We start from the raw sequence: 23,200 nt of genomic DNA on the forward strand, positions 1-23,200 counted from the left end.
ATCCTTATTCTTTTTCTTTTACTCTTTTTAGGTTGTATTTTTTTAATAAATGAAGATCTCCTGCTCCCGAAAATTTAGTAGCCATAGAAGACTGTTGAATGCATAATCCCATTGGTTCACTCACACAGTTCACTACTTTTATAAAATCTATACCAGGAAGATTTACTTTATTTCCTTTTTTATCAACAGCCCAATCAATGTCTATATCCGGGTTTATTGCATTCACATAGCCCCACTCAGGAGCTGTGAAATTCCATAAAGTAGTCTGTGTAGGACGTACCGGTTTAAAATCAACATTCAATCTAATTCCTTCAAAAACAGTCGTTCCTTCGGCAATCCAGTTTGGGTAGTATTCTTTTTTAGTTTTAGCTCTTGGCAGGTAGTACGATTCGTTCTGATTGTTTTCACAGAATAAATGTTCACGATCAGAAAAAGGATCATTCGGACCACTTACAACTACAGGTTTGCCTGCTGCCGGTCTATGGTAAGTAATTTTAAAATTCTTGATGGTAGTTTCCTTAGTGTGACTGCTTCCTGCGATTTCAAACCATTCGTCTTCGTCCGGTTTTCCATTTTTATTTTTATCATAGGCGATATAAATAAGTCCGGGTGCTGGTGGATTTCCTTTATCGGTTAAAACACCTCCATAAACTCTAAAATCTTTTTGTCCCGGAACATTTACAACTGTATGGTCAAATCCAACTGTAATTGATCCTCCAAATCCACCTAAATCAATCGGATAACCAACACTGGTTTCGTTTATCCTTCCCAAGGCAATTCGCATTACATCTGCTTTAGTGAATCCGGTCGTATACAAATCATTGGCAAACATGCCCGGTGCAGGGTTAAAATCATAAATAGCAGTTATATAAGGATTGTAATTTTTAACTTCATTGGTTACGTTTACAATCGTTTTTTTACTTGCTTTTTTATCTGCTTCTTTTACGTTTACGGTAAATTCATATGCCCCAGCGTATATGGCAATAAATCTTAAGTCTTTTGTGTTTCCAACGATAGAATCTGTCTTTTGATTGACTGGATTTTTTGTCATTACCCATTCATAAGTCGGAGCACTGCCATTAGCGGAAGCTGTAATATCTAAAACACTAAACGCTGCTACTTCATACTTATCCTGAAGTGTAATCGCTATTGGGGTTGCAATGTCTGCTTCAGCTTTGTCATTATCGTTACTGCATCCTATGCACAAAAAGGCAAAGGCAAGCAACAATAAATGGCTAACATTTTTTTTCATAATTTCTGATATAATAATTTTGGTTTATATTCTTTGTTTAAGGTCTGGTAGTGATATTTTCACCCAAAAGATGCAAATCTGTGGCACCCATTATTTCTGTAGAAGTTTCGCCTAACCATCCGGCTTGCTGGTTAAGACCGTTGTATACTTTTACAAAATCAATCCCCGGAAGATGAAGTTTCTTTCCGTCTTTATCGATCGCCCAGTCAATATCAATTCCGGAATCATTGTCATTGTTTGGAGCATTATCTGCGTAGCCGTATAAAAAGGCATATTGCACGAAGTAACTTCCTTTACCACTTTCATCAACGGCATTATCCGGTAATCTGGTGCCTTTAAAAGTGATGGACTCCTGATTTCTAAGCCATTTTGGCCAGTAATCTAAAGAATGATTGTAGGCATTGTTTTGTACTAGATACCCGCTTTTTCCCTGATTGTCTTTCCAGTAGATGTATTCCATATCTACAAATCCTACACTTCCTGTTGTACCACCCGGAACTGGTATCTTGTTTGGATCGGGTCTGAAATACGTGATTTCGTAATTGTGAATTGCTTTCTCCAATTTATGACCTGCTCCTTCTATTTCGTACCATTCGTCGTCAGGAAGACCATTTTTGTTTTTATCATATGAAACCATTATTACGCCAGCTTCACTGCTCCCTCCGCGCATAGTAGCATCTGGTTTTGGATTCGCTTCTGCCCAAAATGCATTTCCTAATACTCTAAAATCACGTTTGCCTTTTATGTTCACAATAGTATGATCAAAACCGAAAACAATGTAACCTCCAAAGGCGCCCAGCGAAAGCAGGTCTCCATTTTTCTTAGCCAGATAACTATTGGCTCTGCTCAGGATCTTTTCAAAAGGCTCTCCGTCATTGGCAGCTGGTAAATCGTTTATGAACTGTCCCGGAGCGGGTTTAAAATCAAATACTTTGGCGATATACGTTTTAAGTTCTTTGGTTTCTTTACTTACATTTACTTTCACTTTTTGGGTCTGTACATTCCCTTTATCGTTTATAGTTACTGTTAGTTCATAAGTACCCGTTTCTGTTGCTGCAAATAAGACTTCTTTTTCAGTTGTGTTAGTTAAAGAATAATTTTCTGATGGTGCTGTGGTTACACTCCAACTATAGGTGGCTTCTGTGCTTACGACCCCTTTAGAAGTTACCGTTACTATTGCAGCCCTTTGTACGCTATACCCGGAATCATCTTGTCCTGTATTCCCGTTCTCTTTACTTTCGTCACCACCGGAACAATTTACCAGCAACAATACTGCCGGCAAAAGCAACACCAATCGGAACTGTTTTAAAGCTATTTTTAACATAATTTGGTTGTTTTAGTTTTTTAATATAAAAGCAATATGCGCGGGAATATTTCCTGCTGTTGTTTTCCATTTTAATTTGCCTTCAGGCGTGAAACAATAGATGTAGCCTGTCACCACATAATTCTGAGCGTCTGAAATGTATATTTCTTTGGTTTCCGGATTTACCTGAAGTCCATACGGAATCATAATCTGTTTCTCTGTTCCGTCTGTGATGATCTGATTGCTGATGATCTTTTTAGTTCTCGTATCTAATATGCCATAACTTACCTTATTACTATTCGTGAGATAACTCCATGAAACACCATAGAAATAGAGCAAATCATCGACGATACACATTCCGGAAACCGGAAAATCCAATTGCATTTTTTTCTCGTCAGTTTTGGTGTCGATAACAAAAAGGTTTGAAGGTGTATCATAATAGTCACCGCGGGAACTCACATAAATATCACCACGACTGTCTATTTGCATACTAAAGAGATTTATACCCACGTCTATTTTTTTGATCTCAGTAAAGGTTTCCAGATCAATTACAGATACTGTTCTGTCGTAATTAGGTACACGGTAACCTCCGGAATTCGCTACATACAATTTGCCATTGTGTACGACCATTTGTTCAGGCTGATAGCCCACTTTTACTTTTCTTTTTATTTCTAATGTCGTAGTGTCGATCTCAGCTACAAAGCCAATCTCGGCATTGGGATCAATAGCCACGGGGCCTGAGTAGGAACTCACATAAGCCTTATTTTTGTAGAAAGCCATATAACGACAATTGGGTACATCAATTTTTTTGATGCGTTTTGCTGTCCACTTGTCTATTACTTCTATTTTGTTCGAGCAGTTTATCACGGCGTAAACCTTGTTCCCGTATATTTTTATATCATTACCTACGTCTCCTAACTCTTTTACAACTGTCGGATTGCGTTCAGAATAAATATCGGTTGTATAGTTTCCGGTCCTGTAATTAAAGATGTCTATACTGGCCCTGTTCATGCCCATATTACCCTCATTAAGGAGGTAAAAACCTTCTATTTTGCCGTCATTTCTTGGTGCGGCAACATTTTTGTCTGACGATAGAAAAATGGTTTCGTCTTCTCTGCAGGAAGTAAAAGCAAGAGCGATAAATAAACTTAGCAGTATTTTTGAAAGGTTCTTTTTCATAGCGCAATACTTATTATAAATTTAAACGTACGACCCGGCATAGGGTAATTGTAGATCACCTCATAGTGTTGATTGAATGCATTGTTAACTTCTACAGTTCCTTTAATTTTATAATTTTTAACTGCGAAAGCTTTCTGTACCGAAAAATCGTGGGTGTACCAAGGCTGTACTTCATTAACCTTTATGTTGTTTACGTTTCCATTAAAACGTTTCCCTACATAGATGTAACTGTAATTGAAGTTCCACGATTCGTAGTTGGCGTTTAGTATTCCGGATCCGCTGTGCCAAGGTGTATAGGGGATTTGGTCTCCGTAAGATGAAATTTCTAAGCCTGCGAATTTTGTATAATCTCTGCTTTCAGAATAGGTATAAGTCAGATTGGCGACTAAGTTTAGTTTGTTAAAATGAGTTCCCATATTCAGAACAGATTCTATTCCTTTTCCTTTAACTTGTCCGATATTGGTCATCATCCAGCGGAATAAATTGCCTGTTGGTGCTGCTACGATTTTATCTTTGGTATTGGTATAATAACCGTCAACCTGAATCGAAAAGGCATCGAAAAAACCTTTCCCTACAGGCAAATTGTAGGTAAAACCAAGGTCGTACTGGTTCATATACTCCGGTCTCAAAGTACTGGAGCCAACCATGGTGTAATACAAATCATTAAAAGTGGGCATTCTGAAAATACGTTTTGCAAACGCTCTTAGATTAAAATCATGTCCTTTAAATGGAGTGTAACCCAAAAACAGCGCGGGTGTTACTTCTGTTTTATCCGGAGCTTTTGCATTGTAGCGCACCTCTTCTTGTACATGCGTACCTACAAGACTTCCCAAGACTTTAAGTCCTCCAAGTCGGTAGGAACTGGCAAGAGAAACTAAGGCGGTATAACGTTGTGGATAAGAAAACAAAGTTTGGATTCCTTTTCGTGTTGCGTTTAATCGGTTGTATTGCAGATCTGTGGACAACGAAACATCCCACGTTGGTGTTATACTGTACATATTAACGGCAGAAAAATAGATTTCCTGTTGGTAGTAACTATCGTCAGATTGGGCGCCTTCGGTTACTGTTTCTCCTAAAATTCGGGTCGTATCTCGGGCAACATAATGCGTGTAATCGTAGGCGTATTTTGCTCTGGCCTGAAATTTATACTTCTCGCTAACTTCTTTCACTAAAAATGCCTGAGCGAAAAAATTCTTATCGTATTGTCTGAAACCGTCTTTAAACTTATTCGCCACGATAGCTCCCGGTGCTCCCCTATCTGAATCATAATAATAGACCTTGGCATCCCAGGAACCTTTATTTATTTTTCCGTAAAGCCCTGATTCTACTCTTAAAGCTTCAATATCACTGTTCATTCGGGTCGCTGTAGTGTCATAAGCCAAAGAACCATCCTGATTGTTTCTGGTGTATCTGTATTTGTACTGCCCATTAGACTTGATGTATTCCGAACTTACACTCATACTTACTTTGTCGCTCAACTTCTGTTCCCATCTGAATGAAGGATTGATGTAGTTGATAGACATCGTTTTGTAACGTACTAAAAGATTCGTTTTTTTGGTACCTTCAAAAACAGGTCGTTTCGTTCTTAAGTAAATCGTAGAGGCAGCAGCAAAGTCTTTGGCAGATTGAAATATTTCGCTTTTTTGTCCATTGTACATGGTCAAGGATTCCATGTCGTCTAAGGAATATTTCCCTAAATCTGTCACTCCGTTTTGTGCATTACCCAGTTGAATTCCGTCATAAAAAACACCTACATGATGGGTTCCCATATTACGGACATCAACCGTTTTAAGGCCACCAAGTCCGCCATAGTCTTTGATTTGGGTTCCAGCAAAATATCGTAATGCGTCGGCAACGTTATGACTGGCCAGGTTTTCTAGTAATTTTCCTGAAAGCGTTTGTACGGGAATTACTTCCTGAAAAGGTTTTGATTTTAGGACGACCTCTTTTAAAACCCGTAAACTGTCCTTTTTTACCTGAGCTTGAGGTAAAAACGGGATCAATACAATAAAAAAGAATACAAGCGTTTTTGTGGTATTATGCATCACTGATTTTATTAAATAAACTTTCAGAGATGTAAATAACAAGAAGCAATAAGACACATTCCGTCTATAAAAATAGCAGGGAATATTCTTGTTCTTCAACTTTATACCACGAAAGTCTTAAACTATGTGATTATGGCAGGTCTCCTGACTTATTCTATCTTTAAAACAGCCTTCCCATTCGCTGTAGCAAACAGTGGCATTAGTAACGTTTAAAGACTTATATAGAACTTACAGTAGCGGGTCTGCTCAGGATTTACACCTGATTCCCTTTTAACTATTCTCTAAAAAAACTTAGAAAAATAGACCAAAATCTGCGGCAAATATACAATTATCTTTATAATATTAAGAACTATTTAATACAATTGCTCTTACCCTAATAAAATAAAAACATCTTCCGAGTGAAAAGACTTTTAATTACTGGTATGTTATTGAATCTAAATAAGTAGAAAACAACAAAAAAAATAAAACCAAAAAGCCGAAAACGTAAGTTTCCGGCTTTTTAAATTTTTGGAATTTGGAATTTGAATTTTGGAATTCAGACTTTTGTCAATTCCGAGATACTAAAAATCAAACAAGTTGCTCCATTCTCTATTTTTCGCAATTTTGTCATACTGAGGGACGAAGTATCTTCACGAGTAATTCCGTAAAGTAAAGCGCAACGGTATGGATTCAGCAAACGTAGATCCTTCGTTCCTCAGGATGACAAACTGTGCAGAGTTTCTGGTGCGATTTCTCGACTTCGCTCGAAATGACAAAAAAACAAATTAGCTTTTGGAATTTGGAATTTGAAATTTCAAATATTAAAATTTAACTCCTCTTATCCGGTCTGATAATCATTCTCAAAGATTGATCTCGTGCAAAATAAGCCACCATCCAATTCCAGAACGTATTCAGTCTGTTTCTATAAGTAATTAACGATATTAAGTGTATAAACAACCAGATAATCCAGGCGAAAAATCCTTTAAAATGCCATTTTGGACTTGGTAAATCTACTACAGCTTTATTTTTTCCTATAATGGCCATCGAGCCTTTATCGTTGTAAGTAAAAGCTTTAAGAGGTTTGTTATGAACCATCGCTTTAAAGTTCTTAGCCAGATTCAACCCTTGTTGAATGGCAACCTGAGCAACCTGAGGATGCCCGTCGGGGAATTTTTGATCTCCAGCTAAAATAGCGGTATCACCAATAGCATATACATTTTCAAGACCATTGACTTTATTGTATTGATCCGTTGCCATACGTCTGCCACGACCATAACTTTCTGTTGGAATACCCTCAAAAAGTTTAGCCGAAACACCGGCTGCCCAAATTAGATTTTTGGTCTGAATCGTTTCTCCGTTAGCAAAATGCACGGTATCATTAATATAATCGGTAACACGGCTGTTTAGTTTTACGACAACTCCCAGTTTGGTTAACGCTTCCAAAGTATCTTTTTGTGAAGCTACACTCATTGGAGCCAATAAAGCATCTCCCCCGTCTACTAAATAGACATTACTGGCAGATGTTTCTAATTCCGGATATTCTTTGAGCAATATATTTTTACGCATTTCAGCAAACATACCTGAAACTTCCACTCCGGTAGGTCCTCCACCGGCTACCACAATCGTTAGTAATTTACGGCGTTTGCGAATATCTTTGGTTATAGCGGCTTTCTCGAGGTTTTTAAGCAACGTATTTCGCATTTCGATGGCATCATTTAAGGTTTTCATCGGAATGGCGTTTTTCATCACGTTTTCCATGCCAAAATAACTAGTTTCTGCTCCTGTGGCAAAAACCAGATAATCGTAACTCAATTCGCCATTGTTTAAGATTACTTTATTCTCTGCAGGAACTACAGAAACAAGTTCTCCTAAACGAAATTGAAGGTTCTTTTTGCCGGCAAAAAACTTTCTATAGGGATAACTAATACTGGAGGGTTCCAGAAAAGCGGTTGCAACCTGATATATTAGTGGTGGAAAAAAATTGTAATTGTTCTTGTCTACAAGTGTAACTTGAATTTGAGGTTGATTTACAAGTTCCTTCGCCAGATTTATACCTGCAAACCCACCTCCAATAATGACTATTTTCATATATATTGTTTTACGAATAAGATAATTTTCTTTTAAAATCACCTTAAAAGTACAATATAATTAAACAGCTACAAAGCCAACATATCTTACTTTTTGAATTTTTTAACAGGTTTTTCAACTACATCGATTTTGTTCTGCAAAACATAATTTGCTAACAATTTTTCAATCAACTCCTCTTTGGTTAAATGATGAAAAACAGTTTTCACTTTTGTTTTTAATTCAGCAGAAAGATCATGATTCGGTTTGGTTTTGAAAATTTGTTTTGCCCAAAGAAGTGTATTGTTTTCCTCTAAACTTACTGCTGTTGGTTTTTTAAATTCAATGAATTTTAAATCCAATTCTCTTTCAAATTCAGCAATTTCAGCTACTTCCTCCTCTTGCAGAACGGTTAAAGAAAGTCCTTTAGCGCCCGCTCTGGCAGTTCTTCCACTTCTGTGAACGTAAGCTTCATAAGTATCCGGTAAATGATAGTTGACTACATAAGAGATTTCTTTTACATCTATTCCTCTGGCAGCCAAATCTGTAGCAACCAAAATATTGATATGTCCTTCACGAAATTGTTCCATAATTCGATCACGAATTCCTTGTGACAAACTACCGTGAAGTGCTCCTGAAGAAAAACGGTTTATAGCCAGATTTTTAGCCAGTTTATTTACTGCTGCTTTAGTTTTACAGAAAATAATACCGCGTTCCCCTTCTCTGGAATTCAAAAAGTGCATCAGGACATCCAATTTTTCAATTGGATCAACCACTATGTATTCGTGATCAATTCCCTGATTACCAATTGTTTCCATATTGGCACTAACCTGAACTACATCTTTGTGTAAATAATTCTGAACCAGTTGCTTAATTGTTCCAGGTAAAGTAGCTGAGAACAATAAAGTACGGTGTTTTTTAGGCAATTCGGCAATGATTTCATCTAAGCTTTCTTTTAGAATAGAAACCATTTCGTCGGCTTCATCTAAAACCAAAAACTTTGTTTGTTTTAAGTCAACAGCTTTGCGTTGAATCAAATCAATTAATCGTCCCGGAGTTGCTACAACAATATGGGTTGGTTGTGCAAGACGTTCCATTTGTGGTTTTATTGGAATTCCACCACAAGTAGCTGCAATAGAAAGATTTGGAATGTGTTTTCCAAAATCTTCCAGATTTCTGAAAATCTGATGTCCAAGTTCTCTTGTTGGCACCAAAATAACAGCCTGAACAATTGGCGATGCGGTATCGATCAATTGCAACAATGGCAATCCAAAAGCTGCTGTTTTTCCGGTTCCGGTTTTGGCTAAACCTACCAGATCGTGAGTTTCAGCCAAAAGAAGCGGAATCGTTTTTTGTTGTATTTCTGTTGGCTCAACAATATTCAATTCGCTTAACGCTTTTAAAATTGGCGCTGAAATTCCTAATTCTGAGAATGGTTTAGACATGTTTTTTTATTTTAAATTTATGAGTTTAGATTCCGGATTTACCTCTGGTCTCTAAATTATTGAACCATTAAGGGATTAAGTTTCATTAAGCGTTGAACTTAATTTTTCTAAATACCTTAATGGTTTATTCTTGAATGAAATTCCAATTTTTTAAATTCCAAATTCCAATTGAGGGCACTCGCTTCGACTTCGCTCAGCGGGACAACCTGAAACCTGAAACTTGAAACTGAGACTAAGAAACTTTCGCTACTCTCAGTCCGGCTCGTTCATGATTTTCTCGCGGTATTTTTTACCGATTAACAGGACCATTTTTAGTTTGTAATCGTCAACCAGCCATTCGCGGTAGTTTTTACTACATTGACTTAGACATTTTGCGTAACGTTTGATACGGCAATCGATATCGTCATCTAATTCTTTACCAAGAGATTTTGCTTCTTGTAAAGTTTCTGTATTGTCTACACACATTGAAGCGTGTTGCTCTAATGATTTATCTAATACTACTTTTGAACGTAAATTTTGCTTGATGATTAGTTTGTGTTCTTCATCAACATCAAAAGTTACATCTGCGGTTTTACTGAATTTTGCACGTAATTCCGGTGGCATGCTGTATTTGAAATACAATTCAATTTCCGTATCATCACGAAGGTTTTCAAGGTAAAACTCAGGAGATTTAAAGATGTGTTGCCAGTTTACCGGCTCACTCCATAAACCAAAACGAGCCGCATTATTACCCAAATCGATTACTGTAAACTCGTCTTTACCAGGTAATTTACGAGATCCACGACCAATCATCTGGTAGTATAAAGTTAATGATTTTGTTGCTCTGTTTAAGATAATAGTTTCAACCGTAGGCTCATCAAAACCTGTGGTCAAGATTCCAACCGATGTTAAAATCGCGTCCGGAGTCTTTTTGAACCATTGTAAGATGTCTTTACGTTCTTCAGAACTACTTGTATTATCCAGGTGTCTGATGTCGTAACCTGCTTCTCTAAACGTTTCATATACGTACAATGACGTATGAATACCATTATTGAAAATCAACGTCTTTTTTCCTAATGAACGTTCTGTATAAGCATGCAAGAGTTTTTCCTGCATGATGGTGTTGGTATATAAATCATCAGATGATTTTACGGTGTAATCTCCGTTAATACCCACTTTAAGCGACGTTAAACCTACATCATAACTGTATGTGGTAGCACGCGCCAAAAATCCTTTGTCAATCAATGAACTAATGGTATCACCCACAATAAGTTCATTATAACTTTGGTGCATAGGTAATTTTATATTCGAACTCAAAGGAGTTGCTGTTACTCCAAGAATAAAAGCGTTTTTGAATGAGTTTAATAACTTACGGAATGAATTGTAATGTGCCTCATCGATAATAACCAAACCAATGTTGTCAAGGTGTAGCTTCTCGTCGTTGATACGGTTTTTTAAAGTCTCAACCATTGCCACAAAACAAGAAAAATCGTTCTGATCCGGTAATTCTTTTACTTTACTATTGATGATTTTATTGGAAACTCCGAAGCCTTTCAGCATTTTCGAAGTCTGTTTGCAAAGCTCGATACGGTGGGTTAAAACAACTACTTTTTTATCATTATTAGCCAAATAGCGACGAACGATTTCAGAAAAAATTACTGTTTTTCCTCCACCGGTCGGTAATTGATATAATAAATGATGTTGAGTAGGAGCATTGTCTAAACGATCAAAAATGGCATCGATGTCACCTTTTTGGTATGCATAAAGTTCTTTTTTCTCTTCTCTTTCTATTTCTAAAGTGTTTTGAGACATTGTAAATTTTTGGATTTTTGCAAAAGTACACCTAAAAAACAGTTTTTCATCTTATTTTAACTTAAAATAAATGATTCTTTTTAATAAGATTTTTTATAGGAAGTGTTTTTATTGGTCGATTTTCTCCAAAAGTATCTCAAATTCGTAGCTGTTTTTCCACTTTTGTTGCATTGTTTCTTGGTAAACAGAAACGATTCGGGTCTTAAATTCACTCAAAACACCATTCGAAATGGCAAAATGTACGAGCTGTTCAAAAGAATTCAACATGCTTTTAAAAAACAATTCCTGCTTGATCGGGTTTTGAGCGGAATAAGTTTGTGCGATTTCAATATTGTACAGCATTACATCTGCAATTACAAACGGATCAACTCCCAGTGATATAAAATGTTTGATGTATTTCTGTGCCACTGAGCGACGCATTTTTGCTTTTGGCCGCCTCCTGGCCTGTGGCTTTTTTATCGGAAAATATTCCTGCGAAATCTTAACCTTACACTCCTGTAAAAGCTTATCTTCTTTTGGGTTAAAAGCAAAATCATAATAGGTTTTTACGGGACTGAATTTCTCATACAATTCGATAATTTGTTCTTCGAGTTGTTCTTTATTTAATTCTGCCAAGTATTTTTTTAAATCACGTTTACTCATTATCAAAGTTTAAGATTGTAAAAGTAAATTACTTTTGGGTTTCATACTCATAATGCCGACGATAATACTTAATTTTGCCTGTATAAACTCAAAAAACAAATACATGCTCAAGATTTTTAAAGTTACCGCAATTTTAGAAGGAATCTCTTTTTTAGTATTAATAGCCAATATGCTTTTTCTTAAAACAAACAATCCGGAACTCTATCACACTATAGTACGCCCTTTCGGAATGGGACATGGCGTATTATTTATTGCTTATGTTGTTTTAGCCTTTTTATTAAAAAAATCTCAAAACTGGGATTTAAAAACTTTCGCAATCATTCTAATCGCTTCTTTAATTCCTTTTGGAACTTTTTATATTGAAAAAAAATATTTAGAGCACAATGCATAAACTTTTGGATAAAATATTTAATTCTTTATATCCTGTTTTTAGAGATTGGGGAATGAGTCGCAACTTTGCGTCTTATGTCAGCCTGATTTTTAATATCATCATCTTGGTGGTGCTGGCTTATATTATTTATTATGCCGCCAAGTTTCTTTTGGTAACGCTGACAGCTGTTTTTGCGCAACGCACCAAAACAAAATTTGACGATTATTTAATTCAGAATAAAACAACGAGATATACCGCTTATCTGATTCCGTTTTTTTTCATTTTTAAAGCCGTTCCCGTAATCTTAGATAAATACGAATACTGGGAATCAATTTTTGGAAAAATCGTTGGGGTTTATATTGTTTTGCTGGGCTTATGGATCGTTCGTACCATTTTTAATTCCTTACGCGATTATTTAAAGCAAAAACCGGAATACAGCGACAAGCCAATTGACAGTTTTGTTCAGGTCATCATGATCGTGCTTTGGATTTTTGGTGTTGCCATTATTATTTCGAAATTATTCGGAATAAAACAAGGCGAATTATTAACCATATTAGGAACACTTTCGGCGATTATCATCTTGATATTCAGAGATACTATTTTAGGATTTGTATCGAGTGTTCAGGTAGCCATAAACGACATGGTTCGAATTGGTGACTGGATTACAATGGATAAATTTGGCGCTGATGGTGATGTTATTGAAATTAACCTGACAACGGTAAAAGTTCGAAATTTCGACAATACCATAACCACAATTCCAACCTACGCTTTGAGTTCCGATTCCTTCCAAAACTGGCGCGGGATGCAAAAATCGGATGGTAGACGTATCAAAAGGCATGTTTTGATAAAAAGCAGCAGCATTCGTTTCCTGAACGATGAAGATTTGAATCAGATGAAGAAAGTACAACTGATTAGCCCTTATATCGAAAGCAGACAGGCAGAAATTGAAAAATACAATGATGTACGCGGTATAGATAAAACTTTAGCGCTAAACGGCCGAAACATGACGAATCTTGGATTGTTTCGCAAATACATCATGCAGTATTTAATTACGCATCCAGGGCTTAATAAAGACATGCATATGATGTGCCGTCAATTGCAATCTACTGCTCACGGTGTTCCGTTAGAGATATACGCTTTCTCAAGTGATAAACGTTGGGCCAATTACGAATACATCATGGCCGATATTTTTGACCACGTCATGGCTTCTGTAGAATATTTTGACCTTGAAATCTTCGAGCTTCCTTCTAAGATAGGACATCTCGATTAGATATTTTTTTTTCTAAACCATATAAGTTATATAAGTTCATATTAACTGGAGTCTAAAATTAGCGCAAAGCTTAAATGAACTTATATTAACCAGAGTCTATAATAAGCGCAAAGCTTAAATGGACTTATATGACTAATATGGTTTAAAACCTCGCCTTTTCTCTAATCTTATTTCTCTATAAGTCATATAAGTTCATGCAAACTGGAGTCAAAAGATTAGTGTAAAGCTTAAATGAACTTATATTAAATGAAGCCAGAAATAAGCGCAAAGCTTAAATGGACTTATATGACTAATATGGTTTAAAACCTCGCCTTTTCACTAATCTTATTTCTCTATAAGTCATATAAGTTCATGTAAACCGGAGTCAAAAGATTAGCGCAAAGCTTAAATGAACTTATATTAAATGAAGCCAGAAATAAGCACAAAGCTTAAATGGACTTATATAACTTATATGGTTTAAAATTTAAAAACCTTGCCTTACTGTTTTATCTCTTCAAAGACAAATCTTCCGTTCTTGTAATCTATCGGTACATCGGGAACATAACAAGGGAGATTCATATAGGTACCTACTACTCCACTTCCTAAGATCAGTTTGTTGTCTTTTTTAAGAAGTGCTAAAGGAACCCTTTTCCAACTGCCTCCAAAAGTGATGTAATGGTAATCTCCGCGCAAGATATTTTCTTTAATATCTCCTCTTACATCTCCGGAGTCTTTTCCGATTTTGTAATGCAAGATTTCGTATCGCCCATAAAATCTCTTATTATTCATTTTTAACCGCAGAATTGCAGTGTCTTTGTTGTTTACAGCGCGGTATAAAACACTTCTGTACGAGTCCTGCCCTTCTTTTGAATTGCAGGATAATAAAACGACAACAACTAATAAAGAAACAATTTTAAGGGCTTTTACCATTACTTAATTTTTTATTATAAACGATCTTTTACAAACTCAATTTGTGTTTTTCCGTGTGCCAACGGCTTTCCGTTTTCGTCCAGATTAACCATTGTGGTATTATCAATTGTAATGATGATTTCACGCGTCATCATGTTTCTTACTGCACATTTCAAAACCAAAGAAGTAGTTCCGAATTTAACTACATCAATTCCGATCTCCACAATGTCGCCTTGTTTAGCCGAACTCTTAAAATTTATTTCGGACATGTGTTTCGTAACGACTCTTTGATTTTCTAATTGAATAATGCTGTACAGCGCCAGCTCTTCATCTATCCAGGCTAATAATTGTCCGCCAAACAAAGTCCCGTTAGGGTTTAGATCTTCGGGTTTAACCCACTTTCTGGTGTGAAATCTCATAAATTTTATAGTATATTAACAAAAATAGGTTTTTATTACGGGATTTTTTCGTTAATTTTAAAGAAAAAACATGATGGACAGAGATACTTTTTTAAAAGAATTCAGAGGCGAAACTTTAGGAACAGTAAGTGCTCAGTCTTCAGCAGATGAGCTGTTTCAAAATCAGACCATCCGACCGGTTTTAAAACTCCAAAACGATCTTTTTGTAGCCGTTTTTATCAATTATGTGAATAAAAACAAAGCTGATTTTTATTCGTATACCGTCGAAAAAAAATTGCAAACCATCGAAAACTCCATTCAGAAAGACATCAAATTCAGAAATTCCCTAAAAGGAATGGTCATTGCTTTCTTCACGGTTGACGAATACAATACTTATATTCAGAATTCTTCCAGCTTGAATAAAAGAATGATGAATTTAGTGATTGATCGTTTGAAAAGCCAGGTGCAGCTGTTTGAGTTGCAGTCTAATTAAGGAAAGAGTTGTTTTTGTTTCAGGTTTAAAGTTTCAGGTTAAAACTGTGATTGTTGTTTTTAACACGAATTTCACGAATTGGCACGAATTAATTCTCTTAAGCCTTTAAATTTGTGGCGAAGAAAAAAATAGCCACAGATTAAAGGATTAAAATGATTCAATAATCTGTGCGAATCTTTTTAATCTGTGGCAAAAAAAATAATTCGTTCTAATTCGTAAAATTCGTGGCAAAAAAAAAGCCATCTCAATACTCGAGACAGCTCTTCTTTTTTAAATAATATCATTTACAAATAACGCTCCTGAAAAACGTTTTGGTGATGCTTCTGATGTCCTATTATTACAAAACCTAACGCACGAACTGAGATCAGGTTATTTGAAGCCGTTCCGATAGCTTTAAGTTGCTCTGCGGACAAACTTTTATAAAATAATAAATTTGAATGTCGCAATGCCGAAAATTCAGTTAGTAAATCCTGAATACTTCTTCCGTTAGAATTAGTGTTTTCCACATATTCATTTTCGTCAAAACTCTGCAATGGCGTTTTATCGTATCTTGAAAATCGCAAAGCGCGGTAAGCAAAAATACGCTCCGTGTCAATTATATGCTGAATGATGTCTTTGATTGTCCACTTCCCTTCTGCGTAACGATAATCAAATTTATCCATTGGGATATTCTGTACAAATTTGATAAAAGCATGAAGCGAAATTTCTAATTCTTCTATCAAATTCACCTCTCCGGCTTCGCGAACGTAAGCTGCAAACCCGCCTGAATATTCGTTTTCTAATAATTCGCTTGAATTCATTTTCTATACTTTTTTTGTTTTTAAATCAATTTTTCACTCCTATTGTTACGCTGAATTTCTACTTGCATTTGTATTTCCGAAAAGCGATCTCGTAACAATTTTTTCGTATACTTTGATCAGCCCCTCATTTCCTCCGTTTTCTTTATTCAGTTCGTTAATACGCAATAAAGCATATTGCTGTATCGTCAATAAAGGCAGAACAATACGTTCTCTGATCTGAATGGATGCTATACCGTCAGGGTAATTCTCCATTAGCGTTTTATGGTCTGCTATTTTAAGCAAAAGGCGTTTCGTTTCTACAAATTCATCGTAAATAATTTGCCAGAATTCACCAAATTCAGGGTCTTTTCTCATATAAGCCGTCAATGGGAAAAATGATTTCGCCAAAGACATCATACTATTTTCAAGAAGGGTTCTGAAGAACAAAGAATTGTGATACAGATCGTATACTTTATCCCACTGATTCGTATCTTCAAAATGTTTAAGGGCCGCTCCTACTCCAAAAAAACCGGGTACATTTTGCTTTAACTGACTCCATGAGCCCACGAACGGAATAGCACGTAAATCAGCAAAATCCAATTGCTCTGACTTACTTCTTTTAGATGGACGGCTTCCGATATTGGTTTTAGAGTAATACTTTAAAGTACTCATCTTTTCCAAATAGGGAATAAATTTAGGGTGATTCTTAAAACTTAAATATTTATCGTATCCCAGTTCGGCTAACTGTGTCAGGATCTCAGTTTCATCGGCACTTAGCTCATTTTTTTCTTTACTAAAAACCTGATTGGTAACTCCTGCGCTTAATAAATTTTCAATATTATAACGACAAGAATCTAAAGTCCCAAAATTAGAACTGATCGTTTGTCCTTGTACTGTGATTTGAATTTCGTTATTTTCAATTTTTGGCCCCAAAGAAGCATAAAATTTATGTGTTTTTCCACCACCACGTGCCGGAGGTCCACCACGACCATCAAAGAAAATTACTTTGACATTGTATTTTCTTGAAATATCTGTTAAAGCGATTTTTGCCTGATAAATACTCCAATTTGCCATTAAATAACCACCATCTTTAGTCCCGTCAGAGAAACCAAGCATGATTGTTTGTTTGTTTCCTCTTGCTTGTAAATGTTTCGCATATTCCGGATTAGTATACAACTGCTCCATAATTTCATGCGCCTTTTGTAAATCATCCACAGATTCGAACAGCGGTATAATGTCAACCGTCGGATTTTCCCAGTCATTTAAGCGGATCATAGCAAAAGTTTCCATTACATTCAAAGCACTTTCGTTGTTGCTGATAATGTAACGATTAGCACCTGACTCGCCATTTGCATTTTGAATGGCTTTTATAGTTTGCACCGATTCTAAAGTAGATTTTGTGATTTCGTTCTCAAAATCATTCGGATCTAACGCTCCTTTTACCTGTGACAACACTACTATTTTTTCGTTTTCAGACAGGTCAAAATAATTATCGGGGAATACTTTTGATCCTGAATTCAAATAATGATCTACAACATCTTTAAATACGACATTGTGAATTTTACTATTCTGACGTATATCTAAAGTAGCAAAATGGAATCCAAACAGATTGATTTTTACCAAAAAAGCTTCCAATTCATCTAAATACAACGACTGGTGTTTTTCTATAATGATGCTTCTGATTTTATTCAGTTGTGCCAATAATTCTTCTAATGTAATGTAGATTTCACCTTTAGAATAAAAAACAGAACGATAAAGTTTATGTTCAAGTTCGGTTACCAAAGTATCAACACCTGAGAACGTTAGCTTTCTTTTCAACTTTCTCATTTCAACATAATAACACTTTAAAATAGAAGTACGCAAACGTTCTGCCACTTTCAAAGTAATCTCAGTTGTTACAAAAGGATTTCCATCTCGATCCCCTCCCGGCCAGAATCCAAGTTTGATTAATTGGTTTTGTATCGCTTCACCATGAAGGAGGTTTTTTTGCAAATAATGAACAATTTCGCCTGAAGTTTCGTAGAAAACATTTTCAAGATACCAAATCAAACTAACCGCTTCATCATAAGGATTTGGTTTTTCGTTTTGAATAAAAGGTGTTTTTCCAAGCTGCGCTAAAAGCTGTTTGATTTTAAGCAAATCATTCAATCGAATCGCTTCTGTTAAATCGTTTATAATCCCCAAAACAGGTCCAGGGTAAAACTGCGTCGGATGCGCTGTTAAAACCGTTCTGACGTTAAAATTTTCAAGAAATTCAATAAGTTCATCGTCTTTCTCTTTCGCGTCTGATCTTTCTTTAATATCACGAAGGGATCCGCGACCTTCCATATTGTTTACTTCGGGAAAAGCGGCGTCTTCAATAGCGTCAAAAAGTACAATTTGACGTTCTATGTATTGAATAAATCGAAACATTAAGTCGATTTTTTCACTCTCAGAGCCGTTGTTTAAATACTTATTAGAAAAGAAATCGAAAATTTCCTTTGGTGTTTCCTGTTTTTTAAAACCCGTTTCACAAGTTTCTGTAAATAAAGGCAGTAAAACACCTGTATTATCAATAGAATCAAAAGGTAATGTTATAAAAACACTATTATAAATATGATATTTTGAGAGAACGTCCTGATTAAAACGTTCAATTTTAGGTAACGTGTACATAATTGTGTTGTAGTTGGTTGGTTAATTAGTCATAAAAAAACCCCAAGAATAAACTTGAGGTTATATTTTAGTATAGCATTCAAGAAAGTATTACATATTTTTAAAAATAGTATGCATCAAACGCTTCTTATCGTTTATACTTTCTTCTAATGAAATCATTGTTTCAGTTCTGTAAACTCCTTCGATATCATCGATCATAAAGATTACTTCTTTTGCATGCTTGGTATCTTTTGCTCTGATTTTGCAAAAAATATTGAATTTTCCCGTAGTAACTGAAGCTACAGTTACGAATGGAATTTGATTGATTCGCTCTAATACAAATTTAGTTTGTGACGTGTTATTAAGGAATACACCCACATAAGCAATAAATGAATACCCTAATTTATCATAATCTAAGGCTAAAGAAGATCCCATTATTATCCCCGCGTCTTCCATTTTTTTTACCCTAACATGTACTGTTCCAGCAGATATCAATAGTTTTTTTGCAATGTCAGTAAACGGAACTCTCGTATTGTCTATTAACATATCTAAAATCTGGTGATCTACTTCATCTAAACGAAATTTACTCATAATTCTTTAATTAATATTACTAATTGCTATTACAAAGTATAAAAATATGCATAAAAAATAACAAATTCACATAAAAACTAAGTTTTTATCAACCCGTTAACAAATTTAATATTTTTATTTAAATAAAAATCTGCTTTTTGATTCAAATTCGGAAAATTATTAAAGTCATCAGAATAACTCGCTCCTTCAGCATCATATTCAAAATGTCCAAAATAATTCTCTAATTCACCTACTTCAACTATATAGGCATTGAACTCAATCTTATTTCCAATCAATTCTTCTCTGTATTGTGCGACAAAATTCGTAATTATTTCAATACCATCATAATTTATTTTGACATTTTTATACATAAAATCATAAAAAACGACTTTATTTTGTGAAATATTCAAATAATCATAAAATCTGTTATGAACTAAATCGTTTTCGGAAAGTATTTTAAAACTTGAAAAAAGTGAGAAAAATAGGAACTTCCGAGTGATTTCGCGGCTGTAGTCGTTTCTATAGTGGCCTGCTTCAAATAAAATCGTCGGTACGCCTAAAAATTGAAACGTATCTCCTATGCAATTAATGTTAAATGAATCATCAAAACGACCGATTTGTCCGGGAATATACTCCTGCAAAACATCGTTTAGACCGGCAATTAAATTAATCGCCTGTAATCGGGTGGGATTTACTTCTCTTTCTTCATTATAAGAAGGGGCCAGAAAAGAAAGGGTTGCAGGTTTTCCGGTATCTCCCGCTCCAAAAATAGTACGCTGATCGTGCAGATTAAAACAATAATCCGGCTTAAATTCTTCAAATACTTTTCTGAGTACAACACTCTCCGGCTGCGTAAGATTCTGAGAATCACGGTTCAGGTCTATCTTATTGGCGTTTTCACGTGTATAAAGTGCCGCTCCGTCAGGATTTAGAATTGGAATACAATAAAAAGTAAATGTTTCAAGCATTTTAAGCGCAATATCAGATCCGCTGTTAAGGACATTGATGAAATCAAAAAGTGCTTTTGTTGTTGTACTTTCATTTCCATGCATTTGAGACCACAGATAAATCCGTGTTTTACCTGTCCCAATTTCATAGCTATAGATGGGTTTATCCAAAACTGATTTGCCAATAACCTTAACCTGATTGTTCGTATTAAGCTTATCTAATAAAGGCTGAATATGGTCTAAAGTCAAATAACGACCTTCTATTGATTGTTCTTTGTATTGGTTAAATAATTCTTCTAATTTCATTGTCTTTTGATTAGTTTACAAAAGTAAACATCTTTATTTTTACAATTGTAAATAATCGAAAAAAGAATAAATTTAGAAATGTAAACACAATTTATCAATTTGTTTAGGAATCTTGCAACTCCAATATTACCAATTACTTTTAATGTTAATTATTACAACTAAATATTTAAAAATCAATAACTTAAAATACTTAACGTAAAGTAATAAACTATATATTTTTACCTTTCTATTCTAATTTCCAACTGTAAAATAGGTGGTCTGATTCCTTTTAATTACATTTGTAAATAGTTAACCTCTTTAATAAAATTTACAATGGTAAACATCGATGATTTTGTAAAAAGACTGGAACTACTCCTTGATTATTATGGATTAAATGCCTCTGCATTTGCCGACAAAATAGGCGTGCAACGTTCCAGCATGTCTCACCTGCTTTCCGGAAGAAACAAACCGAGTCTTGATTTTGTATTAAAAATTTCAACCATTTTTCCGGAGGTCGATCTGTATTGGATTTTAAACGGGGCGGGGAATTTCCCTAAAAAAGAAAATGAATCTCTAAACAATACAACAGAGGTTGTTTCGGAAACAGAGCAAGTGCACGCTCCTATCCCATCGAATGATAATCTCTTTTCAGCTGATTTGTTTTCGGGACTCCAAACTGAACCTGCTCCTAAAGAAGAAAAAAAATACAGTGCAGTCGCTAAAAATTCAAATTCTGATCTGGAAGAAGACGAAATTGAAAAAATTATATTTTTTTATAAAAACGGAACATTTAAAGTATATGTCCCGTAGTTAAAAAATTATGCTGTATTTGAAAATTTTTAAAAATATTTTTCATTTAAGCGATTCTCACACAGATTGAAAAATAGCGTCAATTTAGAGTACAAATCCGTTTTCAGGAATCTTACCTACAACTCCATCGTAATGTTTTTTCAAAACCTGTAAATCGTCCTCATAATTTCCGGTCGGGAAAAAAGGTTTTCCTAAATTCACTTCTTTTCTTCCCCAGTCAAAAGCTACGGGAACAATCGGCACATTCGCTTTAAGCGCGATATAATAAAAACCTGTTTTAATTTCTGTAACTTTTTTTCGCGTCCCTTCCGGAGCAACAGCCAAACGAAAGACTTCTTTGCGTTCGAAAATAGCTGCTATAGAATCTACTTTGTTTAATCCTCCGGAACGATCTAAGGGTTCTCCGCCTACATTTCTAAAATAATAGCCAAACGGAAACCGAAACAATTCTTTCTTTCCGACCCAATTCATTTCCAATCCGGAAATTCCTCTGGTGAAAATTCCTAGATAAAAATCATGATTGCTTGTATGCGGCATTACCATCAAGATGCATTTTTTTACTTCAGCATTTTCAATCCCTACTATCTTCCAGCCCATTAGCTTAAAAAAGATAAATTTATACAACTGTTTCTTCATTAAATTCTATTGTTTGGCACAAAATAAAAGATTTAAATGTTATTTTTGAGTAAAACGAGCACAAAATGATTCAAAAAATAATCAGTTATCTGATTCCAATAAAAATTTTCAGGAAAAAATCGGCAAGAAGTAAAATAATCGAAGTGACCTGGACTAATGGAGAATTGGTTTTAGATTCTGAAAACACCAATTATTCTTATGGCAGTTTACAGCGTATTTTAAGGTATGGTCTGCGAAATATTGGTTATAAAACAATTCTTGAAATGGAGCATATTCTGGTCCTGGGAGTAGCCGGCGGAAGTGTCATCAAAACTTTAATTGATGAAATTGAATATAAAGGAAAAATTACCGGTGTTGAAATTGATCCGGATATGATTCAGATCGCCAATGAATACTTTAACCTGAATCAAATAAAACAGCTTGACCTTATTATTGACGATGCTTTCGAATTTGTTTTAAAAACAAAAGACAAATACGACCTCATTATTATTGATGTTTTTGAAGACATAAAAATGCCGAACTTTCTGTTTGAAAGTTTCTTTAGCAACCGAATTTGCTCGCTTTTAAAAGATCGTGGTTTTGTTCTCTTTAATACCATGATTCTCGACGAGGCACATAATGTAAGAAACAGGAAGTACATTTCAGAAATAAATACTAAATTGTTTACCTCAAAAATGTTGCCCCGAATTGAAGTTCATAACGAATTAATAATCATCGAAAAAGTTGCCTAATTTACCTTTATGAAAACCTTAGTCTCTATTTTAAAAGCCTTGCCTCCAACAAAAGTCATTGACGCCAGTATTGATTTTTCAAAATACATTCCATTAGATCTATCTGTGACTAACAAAGAATTAGTTAAAAATAAGCCTTCGAATGTCGAAGAAATTGAAGATTTTATTTCAAATTATTTGCAAAGAAATAATGCCGAGATCGCCTTCGGTGGTTATATTGAAGGGCGAAATTTATACCAAAGAAGCAGTATTTTTAAAGACGGTTCGAACCCTGAACGCAACATTCATATTGGATTGGATTTATGGGGAAAAGTGGAGACAAAGATCATTGCTCCGCTTGACGGGAAAATTCACAGCTTTAAAAATAATATTGGTTTGGGTGATTATGGCCCTACTATTATTTTGGAGCACGAAGTCGAAAATGAAAAATTTTATACTTTATATGGACATTTATCGTTAGAAAGTATAGAAAACCTTACCGTTGGGGACATTTTCAAAAAAGGTGACTATTTAGCGACTTTTGGAAGTTCGACTGTTAATGGGGATTATGCACCACATTTACATTTTCAAATTATAAACAATATTGAAAATTACAATGGCGATTACCCCGGAGTTTGCAATATAAACGACTTAAATTTTTACATAGAAAATTGCCCCGACCCTAACTTATTATTAAAAATAACATAAATAGT

The 23,200-nt window shown here is 35.1% G+C and carries 21 protein-coding genes and 1 riboswitch; of the genes, 6 read left to right on the top strand and 15 right to left on the bottom strand.

The features are described from left to right. Nucleotides 1–4: 4 nt before the first annotated feature. The 8 genes from ACHRV3_RS01605 to ACHRV3_RS01640 form a co-directional block, all read right to left on the bottom strand. Nucleotides 5–1,252 (bottom strand): hypothetical protein, encoded by a 1,248-nt coding sequence (locus ACHRV3_RS01605; protein WP_395434277.1) that lies wholly within the window; start codon nucleotides 1,250–1,252, stop codon nucleotides 5–7. Nucleotides 1,253–1,289: 37 nt separating this feature from the next. Next, nucleotides 1,290–2,576, bottom strand: a complete 1,287-nt coding sequence (locus ACHRV3_RS01610; protein WP_395434278.1) for a cell surface protein — start codon at nucleotides 2,574–2,576, stop codon at nucleotides 1,290–1,292. A gap of 12 nt (nucleotides 2,577–2,588) precedes the next feature. Further along, the gene (locus ACHRV3_RS01615) at nucleotides 2,589–3,734 is read right to left on the bottom strand and encodes a DUF5074 domain-containing protein (RefSeq protein ID WP_395434279.1); all 1,146 of its coding nucleotides are present in this window, start codon (nucleotides 3,732–3,734) and stop codon (nucleotides 2,589–2,591) included. Next, the gene (locus ACHRV3_RS01620) at nucleotides 3,731–5,779 is read right to left on the bottom strand and encodes a TonB-dependent receptor (protein ID WP_395434281.1); all 2,049 of its coding nucleotides are present in this window, start codon (nucleotides 5,777–5,779) and stop codon (nucleotides 3,731–3,733) included. The genes ACHRV3_RS01615 and ACHRV3_RS01620 overlap by 4 nt, the downstream gene beginning before the upstream one ends. Nucleotides 5,780–5,895: 116 nt before the next feature. Further along, a riboswitch (cobalamin riboswitch) is annotated at nucleotides 5,896–6,103 on the bottom strand. 483 nt (nucleotides 6,104–6,586) lie between these two features. Next, the gene (locus ACHRV3_RS01625; protein WP_047777475.1) at nucleotides 6,587–7,846 is read right to left on the bottom strand and encodes an NAD(P)/FAD-dependent oxidoreductase; all 1,260 of its coding nucleotides are present in this window, start codon (nucleotides 7,844–7,846) and stop codon (nucleotides 6,587–6,589) included. A gap of 86 nt (nucleotides 7,847–7,932) precedes the next feature. Next, the gene (locus ACHRV3_RS01630) at nucleotides 7,933–9,267 is read right to left on the bottom strand and encodes a DEAD/DEAH box helicase (protein ID WP_395434282.1); all 1,335 of its coding nucleotides are present in this window, start codon (nucleotides 9,265–9,267) and stop codon (nucleotides 7,933–7,935) included. 252 nt (nucleotides 9,268–9,519) lie between these two features. Then, the gene (locus ACHRV3_RS01635) at nucleotides 9,520–11,058 is read right to left on the bottom strand and encodes a DEAD/DEAH box helicase (protein ID WP_047777470.1); all 1,539 of its coding nucleotides are present in this window, start codon (nucleotides 11,056–11,058) and stop codon (nucleotides 9,520–9,522) included. Between the two features lie 108 nt (nucleotides 11,059–11,166). Continuing rightward, entirely contained in the window at nucleotides 11,167–11,700 is a 534-nt protein-coding gene (locus tag ACHRV3_RS01640) for a DUF6155 family protein (RefSeq protein ID WP_395434283.1), read from the bottom strand. A gap of 103 nt (nucleotides 11,701–11,803) precedes the next feature. Between ACHRV3_RS01640 and ACHRV3_RS01645 the strand changes: the two genes are divergently transcribed. After that, nucleotides 11,804–12,091: a DUF3817 domain-containing protein gene (locus tag ACHRV3_RS01645; RefSeq protein WP_047777466.1), complete on the top strand. Its 288-nt coding sequence runs from the start codon at nucleotides 11,804–11,806 to the stop codon at nucleotides 12,089–12,091. After that, complete coding sequence (locus tag ACHRV3_RS01650) at nucleotides 12,084–13,340, top strand: mechanosensitive ion channel family protein (protein WP_230002065.1); 1,257 nt, start codon at nucleotides 12,084–12,086, stop codon at nucleotides 13,338–13,340. The genes ACHRV3_RS01645 and ACHRV3_RS01650 overlap by 8 nt, the downstream gene beginning before the upstream one ends. A 477-nt stretch (nucleotides 13,341–13,817) precedes the next feature. On the opposite strand, the gene ACHRV3_RS01655 is transcribed toward ACHRV3_RS01650, so the two are convergent. Together ACHRV3_RS01655 and ACHRV3_RS01660 are read right to left on the bottom strand one after the other, a co-directional pair. Beyond that, nucleotides 13,818–14,249, bottom strand: a complete 432-nt coding sequence (locus ACHRV3_RS01655; protein ID WP_047777462.1) for a hypothetical protein — start codon at nucleotides 14,247–14,249, stop codon at nucleotides 13,818–13,820. 14 nt (nucleotides 14,250–14,263) lie between these two features. Continuing rightward, on the bottom strand, nucleotides 14,264–14,647 hold the full coding sequence (locus ACHRV3_RS01660) for an acyl-CoA thioesterase (protein ID WP_047777460.1): 384 nt from the start codon (nucleotides 14,645–14,647) through the stop codon (nucleotides 14,264–14,266). Between the two features lie 70 nt (nucleotides 14,648–14,717). Between ACHRV3_RS01660 and ACHRV3_RS01665 the strand changes: the two genes are divergently transcribed. Further along, nucleotides 14,718–15,119: a glyoxalase gene (locus ACHRV3_RS01665; protein WP_395434284.1), complete on the top strand. Its 402-nt coding sequence runs from the start codon at nucleotides 14,718–14,720 to the stop codon at nucleotides 15,117–15,119. A 284-nt stretch (nucleotides 15,120–15,403) separates the two neighbouring features. On the opposite strand, the gene ACHRV3_RS01670 is transcribed toward ACHRV3_RS01665, so the two are convergent. From ACHRV3_RS01670 to ACHRV3_RS01685, 4 genes are all read right to left on the bottom strand, one after another. Beyond that, entirely contained in the window at nucleotides 15,404–15,919 is a 516-nt protein-coding gene (locus tag ACHRV3_RS01670) for a DinB family protein (protein WP_047777456.1), read from the bottom strand. 45 nt (nucleotides 15,920–15,964) lie between these two features. Beyond that, nucleotides 15,965–18,550, bottom strand: coding sequence for a phosphoenolpyruvate carboxylase (locus ACHRV3_RS01675; RefSeq protein WP_395434285.1), 2,586 nt, complete (start codon nucleotides 18,548–18,550; stop codon nucleotides 15,965–15,967). 90 nt (nucleotides 18,551–18,640) lie between these two features. Beyond that, nucleotides 18,641–19,120 (bottom strand): Lrp/AsnC family transcriptional regulator, encoded by a 480-nt coding sequence (locus ACHRV3_RS01680; protein WP_007805990.1) that lies wholly within the window; start codon nucleotides 19,118–19,120, stop codon nucleotides 18,641–18,643. 77 nt (nucleotides 19,121–19,197) lie between these two features. Next, the gene (locus tag ACHRV3_RS01685) at nucleotides 19,198–20,352 is read right to left on the bottom strand and encodes a M14 metallopeptidase family protein (protein ID WP_395434286.1); all 1,155 of its coding nucleotides are present in this window, start codon (nucleotides 20,350–20,352) and stop codon (nucleotides 19,198–19,200) included. Between the two features lie 312 nt (nucleotides 20,353–20,664). On the opposite strand from ACHRV3_RS01685, the gene ACHRV3_RS01690 reads away from it, so the two are divergent. Further along, complete coding sequence (locus ACHRV3_RS01690; RefSeq protein WP_395434287.1) at nucleotides 20,665–21,141, top strand: helix-turn-helix transcriptional regulator; 477 nt, start codon at nucleotides 20,665–20,667, stop codon at nucleotides 21,139–21,141. An 84-nt stretch (nucleotides 21,142–21,225) separates the two neighbouring features. On the opposite strand, the gene ACHRV3_RS01695 is transcribed toward ACHRV3_RS01690, so the two are convergent. Continuing rightward, entirely contained in the window at nucleotides 21,226–21,777 is a 552-nt protein-coding gene (locus ACHRV3_RS01695) for a 1-acyl-sn-glycerol-3-phosphate acyltransferase (RefSeq protein WP_395425645.1), read from the bottom strand. Between the two features lie 65 nt (nucleotides 21,778–21,842). Here ACHRV3_RS01695 and ACHRV3_RS01700 point away from each other — a divergent pair, with 65 nt between their 5' ends. Together ACHRV3_RS01700 and ACHRV3_RS01705 are read left to right on the top strand one after the other, a co-directional pair. Next, entirely contained in the window at nucleotides 21,843–22,508 is a 666-nt protein-coding gene (locus tag ACHRV3_RS01700) for a spermidine synthase (RefSeq protein ID WP_047777447.1), read from the top strand. Between the two features lie 9 nt (nucleotides 22,509–22,517). Next, the gene (locus tag ACHRV3_RS01705) at nucleotides 22,518–23,195 is read left to right on the top strand and encodes a peptidoglycan DD-metalloendopeptidase family protein (protein ID WP_395434288.1); all 678 of its coding nucleotides are present in this window, start codon (nucleotides 22,518–22,520) and stop codon (nucleotides 23,193–23,195) included. The last annotated feature ends 5 nt before the right edge of the window (nucleotides 23,196–23,200 follow it).

This window comes from Flavobacterium sp. FlaQc-49, from assembly GCF_044005985.1.
Lineage (GTDB): Bacteria > Bacteroidota > Bacteroidia > Flavobacteriales > Flavobacteriaceae > Flavobacterium > Flavobacterium cupriresistens.